The sequence below is a fragment of the Gimesia sp. genome, assembly GCF_040219335.1.
Classification (GTDB): domain Bacteria; phylum Planctomycetota; class Planctomycetia; order Planctomycetales; family Planctomycetaceae; genus Gimesia.
In genome coordinates this window covers 469,404-479,219 of the sequence record NZ_JAVJSQ010000005.1, presented here as the reverse complement: position 1 = coordinate 479,219, position 9,816 = coordinate 469,404, and the positions used below count along the sequence as shown (strand labels likewise).

6 protein-coding genes are annotated in these 9,816 nt (G+C 54.8%); 1 reads left to right on the top strand and 5 read right to left on the bottom strand.

From position 1 onward, the window contains the following. Positions 1–200 precede the first annotated feature (200 nt). On the bottom strand, positions 201–2,009 hold the full coding sequence (locus RID21_RS05925) for a cation:proton antiporter (protein ID WP_350187688.1): 1,809 nt from the start codon (positions 2,007–2,009) through the stop codon (positions 201–203). Between the two features lie 125 nt (positions 2,010–2,134). Continuing rightward, positions 2,135–2,956 carry a hypothetical protein gene (locus RID21_RS05920; RefSeq protein WP_350187687.1) on the bottom strand — a complete coding sequence of 274 codons (822 nt, stop codon included), beginning with the start codon at positions 2,954–2,956 and terminating at the stop codon, positions 2,135–2,137. A gap of 289 nt (positions 2,957–3,245) precedes the next feature. On the opposite strand from RID21_RS05920, the gene cls reads away from it, so the two are divergent. Then, the gene (gene cls, locus RID21_RS05915; protein WP_350187686.1) at positions 3,246–4,688 is read left to right on the top strand and encodes a cardiolipin synthase; all 1,443 of its coding nucleotides are present in this window, start codon (positions 3,246–3,248) and stop codon (positions 4,686–4,688) included. A gap of 34 nt (positions 4,689–4,722) precedes the next feature. Here the strand turns inward: cls and RID21_RS05910 are convergent, their stop codons facing one another. The 3 genes from RID21_RS05910 to RID21_RS05900 form a co-directional block, all read right to left on the bottom strand. After that, a complete protein-coding gene (locus RID21_RS05910; protein ID WP_350187684.1) occupies positions 4,723–5,937 on the bottom strand; it encodes an anion transporter in 1,215 nt (404 codons plus the stop codon). 144 nt (positions 5,938–6,081) lie between these two features. Next, entirely contained in the window at positions 6,082–7,506 is a 1,425-nt protein-coding gene (locus RID21_RS05905; RefSeq protein ID WP_350187683.1) for a DUF1501 domain-containing protein, read from the bottom strand. A gap of 2 nt (positions 7,507–7,508) precedes the next feature. Then, a complete protein-coding gene (locus RID21_RS05900) occupies positions 7,509–9,782 on the bottom strand; it encodes a serine protease (protein WP_350187682.1) in 2,274 nt (757 codons plus the stop codon). Positions 9,783–9,816: the final 34 nt, after the last annotated feature.

Sequence of the window (9,816 nt, the reverse complement as noted above, 5' to 3'; positions counted from 1 at the left end):
TCAGGCATAAAATGGATCGATTCACATTCAAAGAAGCTTCCGGGTAAGGCAGACCATTGGCACCAGTTAACTCTAATGGCCACTACGAACCCTGAAAAGGCTTTAAAATAGACACAGGTACGTATTCCACAGCAAACAGAGCAGCCGACCAGTCTTAAGCTTTAAAGCTTACCGGTGAGTGAAAGCTCCATTCAAAGTAATTACCCGGTTTCGACAGGTACCTGCTCCGCCAGACTCATGATCTTCCAGCCTGCCTTTGGTTGAAATTTAGGTTCTGCTGTAAAGACCTGCACACGGTGACTGGTATCGATGGCAAATAACGGAATACGTCTCGCGTCGATCTGTTTCTGAAACTGTTCAAAGGTAAATTCTTCTGACAACACAGTCGTTTTCATTTCTGCCCCCTGCTCCAGCATCCGGCTCAGATCCTGATAGTTCAGCGATTCACTAAACACGGGGCGCCCACCATACTTAAAAGCAGTCTTTGCTTCGGCCTTCCCAGCCGTAGGTTCCGAAATCCGGATCGTGAAGATATTCTCCTTGGCAAACTCCAGTCGATAATAATGTGCCGCCAGTGCATTCAGTTCCATTTGGGGGGAGACCGCCAGCAGGTGTCCAATGCCGATCAGGTCAATATGGCGTTCCGCATGTTCCGACACGGGGTTTCCCCAGTATGCTTGCAGCCCTTTCAGACGGGCTTCTGTCACGGAAGACCAGTTCTGGTCGGTCAGAAATGTCCGAATGCCGTTTTTCTTCAATTCCAGGGCAATCACCTGTGCCAGACGGTTTGCACCGACAATCAGAAAACCGTTCGGTTCAGGCTCAGCGACTTTCAGAAAGCGGGCCAGCGGGCCGGCAGTCGTGCTCTGTAACACCACCGTCCCTACAATCACCATGAATGTCAGGGGAACCATCGCCGCAGCAAATGGATAGCCGACCGCCTGCAGTTTAATGGCAAACAGGGCCGAGATTGCTGCTGCGACAATCCCGCGCGGAGCAATCCACGACAGGAGGTGCCGCTCGTTCATCGACAGTTTGGATCCCAGGGCACAAAGATGCACGCTTACCGGGCGAATCACAAATTGAATTACCGCGAACACCGCCACCGCAGGCCAGCCTAAATCACGAAATGAACTCAGGTTCATACGGGCTGCCAGCATGATGAACAGCATGGAAATCAGCAGGATACTCAGGCTTTCTTTGAAATCCAGGATGTCATCCAGATCGAGACCTTTGGTATTTGCCAGCCAGATTCCCAGCACCGTCACCGAAAGCAGGCCGGATTCCGCCTCGAACATATTGGAGACAGCAAACACGACACACACCAAAGCCAGCGAGGCGAAGTTATGCAGATACTGAGGGATCCAGTATTTCTTCAGCAGGAATGCAAACAGGTAACCACTCACTGCGCCAAACAGCACCCCAATCAACACCATTTTACCGAACACGACCAGCCCCGCGGCAAAGCCCCCTTCGGCCCCCCCTGCCAGAATGAATTCGAACACCAGAACCGCCAGAATCGCTCCCAGGGGATCGATCAGAATTCCCTCCCACTGCAGGATATGGGCCACATTCTCTTTGGGTCGCACGGTCCTCAGTAGTGGTGTAATGACAGTCGGCCCGGTGACCACCATCAGGGCACCGAACAAAAACGACACATTCCAGGAAAAATCCAGCAGCAGTCGTGTCGCCAAGGTCGTTCCCATCCAGGTGATGAAGGCACCGATGGTAATCATATTTCGGATGACCCGCTCCAGCCCGGGTATGTTCTGCAGCTTCAGTGTCAGGCTTCCCTCGAACAGAATCACCGCCACAGCCAGTGAGACGAAGGGAAACAGCAGATCTTCAAACAGTTCATCCGGATCCAGCCAGCCCATCACCGGGCCGGCGAAAATCCCTGTGGCCAGCAGGAAAATGATCGCGGGATATTTTACCCGCCAGGCGAGCCACTGGCAGACAATACCGGCCAGCAGAATAAAGGACAGGGATAAAATAATGTGTTCACTCATGGGGACTCCAGACTTCATTTACGTAAGGGCCGCTTATTGTCCTGAGTCACTCCCGATTGTGCAAGTCAGTCAACTTGTCTGAAGTAGACGGGGCCCTGAATGCAGCCTGAAGGGATCGCGTTCCCTCATTCAGCCTGCTTGAGTCGCATCTTGACGACTTCGCGTTGCTTGCGAACGATGCCATACAGGACACCTGCATCTGTCGCATCCCAGGCAATCCCCTGCCCTGCGAGGGGAGCAGCCAGCGTTTCCACGTACTCCATCACTCCCGGTTGCTCGGGAACCCGCAAGACATAGAGCTCCCCATGATCGTGACCGGTCGTGAAGAGCAGTCCTCCCGGCCCCCAGGCACCACCGGAATTACTGTTGGGCAGAAAGCGTTGCACCACCTGTTCCGGAAAGGTCCACTCCGCTTCCGGCTGCCATTGATCGTTGTAGCGTACCAGTCGGGTCTGCTTAACAGTCTCTGCTTTTCCGTAAAAGGCGAAGACCACCCACCACTTTCCCTCCCGGCGGTCAACCCAGTTGATCGCTCCGGTTGTTTTGGGAAACTTCAATGTCTGCAGTGGACGTAGACTCGTCGCATCAAACACCTCAATCGTATTTTTCAGCGGGGATGCGGGCCAGTTAGAATGAGCACAATACAGCTTGCCGTCAATCACAATCCCGCTGTTCAGATGCTTGATATGCGAATCCCGCGGCGGCGACCAGAGCTTCAGTTTCTGACCACTCTGTTTGTCGTACCGGCCGATCTCGCGACTGGAAATCGCATAAAACGCATGCTCATCCACGGCGACCGCCTGATGTGCTTCGCGTGCAGGAAATCGTTTTAACTCCACCAGCCCTTGCGCCCGCGGTTCACTCGCAAAGACATGCGCGTCGCCCTCATAGACGATAAGACAAAGCAGTAAACAAATAGAGCGAGACAGTAATCGAGGTGACAACATCAACCATTCTCCAGGACGAATCAATCAGACGGCTCAGTTTGAACACCCGAGCATACCCGTTGATCATAGTGGATCTCCGGGGAGTTGTCTAAGTTGTCAGATCAGTACCCAATCGAGAAGTCAGATTCAAAGGCCACGTTCTCACTAATCTGTCAATATCCTCGAACATAAGTCGAGTCTTGATCTGCTGCCCTGAATGCGGTAAGTTGTGCCTGTCCAGATGTGACCGACAGCGGTCATGCCTTTCCCGACGCGCTGACTGACTTATCTCTGAGAGAAAGAGACACCGATGAGCATCACCGGAATCGTGGTGGAGATTCACATCCTGATCGAGATCCTGGTGATCATTCGCGTCATTCTGCGACCGCATCGCGAACCAACGTCCCGCCTGGCCTGGATCGTGGTGATCGCCACAATACCGGTCGGCGGCATCCTGGCTTATCTGCTGCTCGGTGAAGTTAATATTGGTCACCGCCGCGTTGCCCGTATGCAGCGGGTCCTCGCGGGTCTGCCCCATTATTCTGCGCCCCAAGACACCTGTCATCACCCGGTACTGCCTTCTGTCCCCGAACGCTACGAGCATCTGTTCCGCGTGGGCCGTTCCATCAGCAATTTTGAACCGGCCGAAGGCAACCGGGCCCGACTGCTGCCCGACTCGAATACGGTCATTGATGAAATGATCCGCGATATCGACGCTGCTCAGGATCATGTGCATCTGCTGTTTTACATCTGGCTCCCCGACAATAACGGCTGCAAGGTCGTCGAAGCCCTCAAGCGGGCTGCCGCCCGGGGCGTGAAGTGCCGGGCAATGGCGGACGGTCTGGGGTCACGCCTGATGATCAAGTCTGCGCACTGGCGCGAAATGAGTCAGGCGGGCGTCCATGTGGCCGTAGCCCTGCCCATTGGAAATCCTTTGAAGCGCATGCTGATTGGCCGCATCGATCTCCGAAATCACCGCAAGATCGTCGTCATCGATGGAGGCATTACCTACTGCGGAAGCCAGAACTGTTCCGATGCGGAATTTCGGATCAAAGCGAAATTTGCTCCCTGGGTCGATGCGGTCGTCCGGTTTGAAGGTCCCATTGCCCGACAAAACCAATACCTGTTTCTCAGTGACTGGATGACCTATGTCGATGAAGACCTGTCTGACCTGCTCTCTGAACCAGTAACCTCATTCGAACACGGTCTTCCCGCCCAGGTAATCGGCACCGGTCCGACCGTGCGCAATTCGGCGATGCCCGAAATGTTCACAGCCCTGATTCACACATCACGCCGCGAACTGGTCATTTCGACCCCCTATTTCGTGCCTAACGAACCGCTGCAGGAAGCCCTGTGCGCGACCGCCTATCGGGGCGTCGATACCCGGATTATTTTCCCGGCTCGCAACGACTCCCGTTTCGTGGCCGCCGCCAGTCGCAGTTATTATCGGGAACTCCTGGAAGCAGGAGTGAAGATTTACGAATATACCGGCGGTCTGTTGCACGCCAAGACGCTGACCTTCGACGGGGAGATCACGTTGATCGGATCAGCGAATATGGACCGACGCAGCTTCGATCTGAATTACGAAAACAACATCCTGCTGTACGATCCGAAGCTGACGACCGCAGTCCGGGGGCGCCAGGAAGAATACCTGGCCGGTGCGAAGGAAATCACCCTGGAAGATGTCACCAACTGGTCATTACCGCGGCGTTTCTGGAACAACACGGTCGCAATGCTTGGCCCCGTATTGTGAGCGACGCCTGAATTTCCGGGATGAACTCCCCAGTTCAGGTCACCAGCCAGAGCCAGCCTCCCGCGATCAACAGGCTGCCCAGCGTGACGGGAATCCCGACTCTCGCATGTGTGCGGAAACTGATTTTGATTCCCACCTGCCGGGCTGCTTCCACAACAATGATATTCGCCACACTTCCTACAATGATGAAGTTACCCGCCAGGGTGCTGCTCAGGGCCAGTAACGCCCCCAGACTGCTGCCTTCTACGACCGGTAACAGCAACATGATTGCCGGGACATTGGAAACCAGGTTACTCAACACCGCCGTTCCCAGAAACAGCGGCACCGGTTCAGAAAGCGAGATCCCGGCAGCTTCGGTATGAGACATCACCCAGTCCATGCCTCCCGCCAGCTGGAATGCCTGATTGACAATGAACAGGCTGATAAACAGGACCAGCAAAGGCCAGTCGACCAGTCCCATCACGCTCCGGGAATAAAAAGTACGGCTGAGCAGGAGGACGCCGGCCGCACAAAGTGCCAACAGTTCCCGCGCCCAGGGAGCAAACATAAAGCACACCACCAGCACCAACAGAATCACGGTTCCCTTCAGAGTCTGCCAGCGATTGAAAGGGGGCTCCTCAGACGGAATGCTCTCCCCGGGTGCGACCGTCCATTGATCTCGATATACTTTGACAATAACCCACCAGACCAGTGACAGGCCGACCAGACAGGGTGGCGTCGCAATCAGCAGATATCGATTGAAAGACAGCTGAAGTGATTCACCAATCAGGATATTCTGTGGATTGCCAATCAACGTGGCTGCACTGCCGATATTCGCTGCACAAGCCAGGGCCAGCAGAAATGGAACCGGGTTGAGCCGTTTCTTGAGACACAGACGAGCCAGCAGTGGTGCAACCGCCAGACAGACAACATCATTCGTCAGAATCGCACTGAGTGCACCGGTCAGTGCAATCACCGCTGCCAGCAGTGTCGCGGGAGCCATGTCATACAGCACCACGCGCTGCAACACGTAGCCGTAAAAGCCTCCCAGCTGGAACTGGGCCGAGACGACCATCAATCCGAAAAGTAACGCCAGTGTTGGTACGTCGATCGAGTTGAGCGCCTGCTGCTCCGTAATGCCTTGTCCGGCCAGCAGGAGAATCGCTCCCAGCAGCGCAGCACCAGTACGGTCAACGCGCAGGCCGGGGATGCCCCCCAGCAGCATGCTTAAATAGACGGCGATGTAAACCAGAACAACATAGGTACTCATGCGACTTGTCGATTCCCTCAGAACAGAGAAGAGAGGATGATCACAAGTCGCAAGTCTACCCACTGCGCAGGATTGACGACAGAGTCAGCAGACGCTACTTCGCGAAGAACGTGCAGTTCCAGCGACAGACTCTATAGCAGGGAACTAACCCAGCAGTTCCGGAATCGGTTTGCCCTGGTCGGCGATAATGGGTGTCGGACGTCCGTTGAAATCTTCGATGAAGACGTTCGAGGAATCGATGCCCAAATGGTGGTAAATCGTCGCCAGGAAATCACCCGCACCGCAGATGCGTTCGATGGAATCTTCACCCAGCTTGTCGCTGGCACCGATGAAGCGTCCGGTTTCGATACCGCCACCGGCCCAGATATTAGAGAACGCACGTGGCCAGTGGTCGCGACCGGGCTGCTTGGTTCCGGCGGGAGCACTCGCGTTTCCTTCCCCGGTACTGGGCTGGTAATTCACCTTGGGAGTCCGGCCAAATTCACCTGTCACCACAACCAGCACCCGTTCATCCAGGCCCCGGTCGTAGATGTCTTCGATCAGAGCCGAGACGGCCTGGTCGTAAGCTTGTGAACGGAAACGCAGAGCATCAAACACATGGTGATTCACGGCGTGGTCATCCCAGTTATTGACGCGACCACAGAGAGGACCACTGAGGCTGGTCGAAATCACATCGACGCCCGCTTCGACCAGACGACGCGCCATCAGCAACTGCTGTCCCCAGGAGTTACGACCATAGCGATCGCGTGTCTTATCATCTTCCTTACTAAGATCGAATGCGTCTTTTGCCTTGGGATTGGTCAGCAGAGTCAACGCCTGTGCTTCGAATTCGTCCAGTGCTTCAAGTTCCCCGGCCTGGTCGAAAGAGCGTTCCAGAGTATCCAGTTTTGCACGGAGATCAGCCCGGCGATCCAGCTGCTTCACTTCAGAGGCATTGGACAGACCGATATTAGGCACACTGAAATTCGGTCTGTTCGGATCTCCGGATACCGTAAACGGACCGTAGGCATCGCCCAGGTAAGCCGCCCCGACTCTCTGCGAAGAGAAGTTGATGCCGACATATGGTGGCAATGGATTTTCCCGCGGTCCCTGCTTGGAACGCAGATAATTCGTGACGCACATCCAGTCCGGATACTTGGGATTGGTTTTATCGCGAATGTCCGTATCGCCGGTCAGCATCCGCAGTGTTCCCGCGGGATGGCCGGGACTGCCGTGACGCATGGAACGCAGCACCGTGAATTTATCCGCAATCTTCGCCTGCATGGGCAGCAGTTCGGTGAAATCAATCCCCGGTACGCTGGTACGGATCGTATTAAACGGGCCGCGATATTCAACGGGAGCAGTCGGTTTCGGATCGTACGTGTCGATGTGCGAGCACCCACCCGGCTGCCAGACCATGATGACGGCCGTGTTATCTTTTTTCTTCTGCACCGGGCTGGCGGCCCGCAGACGCAGAATTCCAGGCAAGCTCAGTGAAGCAAAGCCAGCGAGTCCCATGCGGAGAAAGCCACGACGATTGACCGGTCCCGGACAGGGTTGAATCGATGAAGCATAAAAGTTGTCTGTCATCTCTATTGGGCCTTCTTAGCTGGATTGACACGAACACGAATCGGAGTGGAGACGATGATGTCGACGATATCTTTGGGCTTGGCGCGAGCAACGGCTGCTTTTAACTGTTTATCGGCTTTTGTGATGTCGCTCTGAGCTACTTTTGCTTTGGCTGCCGCCTCTTTCGCTGCAGATTTCGCACCGGGACGTTCGGCATCAGGAGCAGACTCGGCAATTTTTGCGAGTTTGTCTGCATTGGCGGACAGAGCTTCCGCTTCCAGTTTCGCCTGCTTGAGCCCTGCTTCTGCAAGGGCGACGCCAGTCGGATTTTCCCGATAGCGGGCAACTGCATATCCGTAAAATGCAATGTTGTATTCGCCGGGAGCGGGCTTCAGTTTTGCCAGATCAAGCACGGCTTCGGAACTGTCCCCTTTGAGAGTGGCATCAAAGGCCGGATTGCGATCAAAGCCATCGCCGAAGGTTTTCAGAGTAATATTCGCCCCTGAAAAATCACTGCGACGAATGTGCTTGAGCGGAATGGTCAGTTTTTCGCCAGCGGTGACTTCAAAGACTTTATCTTCCGCGGGGGTAATCGTGATCGGGGCCTGTTCGGATTCGGTCACCGAAACCGGAACGTCGGCCATGAGCCGTGGACTGGGAATTTCACTCCAGGCGTTCTTGACCGGCCACTGCATTGAAGCCAGGTAACAGGGATGGGTTACCTCTTTACCATCAATGGTCGCTTTACCATAGAAGTTGGCACTCGTGTATCCCTGGGGTGCATTTTCTTCAGCCGTAATCAGCATAATGCCCCGGGATTTGCCTTGGGGAATTCTCACTCCACTCACTGTCACTCCCTCAGGCAGGTTATCCATGAAAAGTTCGATCTCACCATCAAAGCCATCGCGGCGTACCACAACCACTTCGAAAGGCATCGTCGCTCCCCCCCGCAGGGCGATGGGCTTGGAGAGTGCGTTGCGGTCTCCATTACGTAGATTCATATGCAACGCCCAGCCGACAATTGCGAAGTCGGGAGCCGCTTTGCGGATCACCAGGCGGTAAATGTTTTTCGGATCGTTGCGGGTTCCCCCGAACAGGTCTCGAATCTGCAGCCGATGGACGCCATCCTGCTTAATCACCATTTTACCGAGGATATCGGACGAACCGGCATTGTAGGGAGGTCCGTCATAAGAATAGCCGTTGCTGGAAACTTTGACCGGACTGGGAATGTCTTTCAGCTCGACCAGGTCGGTCCGTTTCTCATCAGCACCAGTGCCGGTGACCTGCTGAACGACGATCGAAGGATCGGTAGGTCGCCCCAGACGTTCGGAAGCAACTTCCACCCACCAGACTTCCCCTTTCTTCGCGTTGAACTCGAAGGTATCGACGTCGGCTGCGGGATAGAAATTACCGGTGATGTCACACGGCAGGGTGATTTTCTGGGCTTCGGCGTGTTTGTTATTCGGTTCCGCTTCGGGAAGGATGTTGGCATCAGTCAGACCGGCGGGCGGCCAGGAAAACGCACTCACGGATTGAATCGAAGGCAGTCGTTTTACAAGCTCATCTGGCTGTACTGCTTTGACGGCCAGGCGATAAAAGTGATGCGGACCACCATCGTAAGTCAGACCGTGCACTTTAATCACATATTTTCCGGTCTGGGGAACTTTGAAATCGAGCATGCCGCCGCGACGTTCAACGACCAGGTCCATGCCGCGCTCATTGGCAATGATGACGACCGGATTCAGTTTGGAATCAATGCCCTTGGCAGCACAATCGACGACAACCCGCTGCCCTTCTTTGGCCTCGAAGGTGTAGTAATCGATCTTGCGGCTGGTCATGATGGCATTACAGATCGAGTTCAGATCCAGTTGCATCGCCGTTTCCAGTGAAGAATTTTTGCCAGGGGTCTGAACGGCTTCGGTCAGGTCTCCCACATTGAAGGCACGGGAAGTCGAGAGGCCAAGCCGGGTCATCACGCGTGCTTCATGAACACCAACCGGACAGTCTTTGGCAATTGTCACCACGTACTGATTGGCGATCGGCAGGCCATTTTGATCCAGCTTGGGTTCCGCAGTGATCCCAGGATGGGAAAAGTTGAGTTCTTCAGCATCATCAATATCTTCACCAGCAATTTTGACTTCGAACGTTGTGCCGACCTGTCCGCCCATGGGCATCGTGGTCAGTAGACGCGGAGCGGGCAGGCAGACGGACTGTGCGTTCGCGGTGGAAGCAGACAGCCCCAGAGTGATGAGACAGATCCCCACAACGAGAGAAAGTTGCGGTCGAAGAGCTTTCATGATTCACAGCCTCTGGATAGAAGGTTTTAATTGA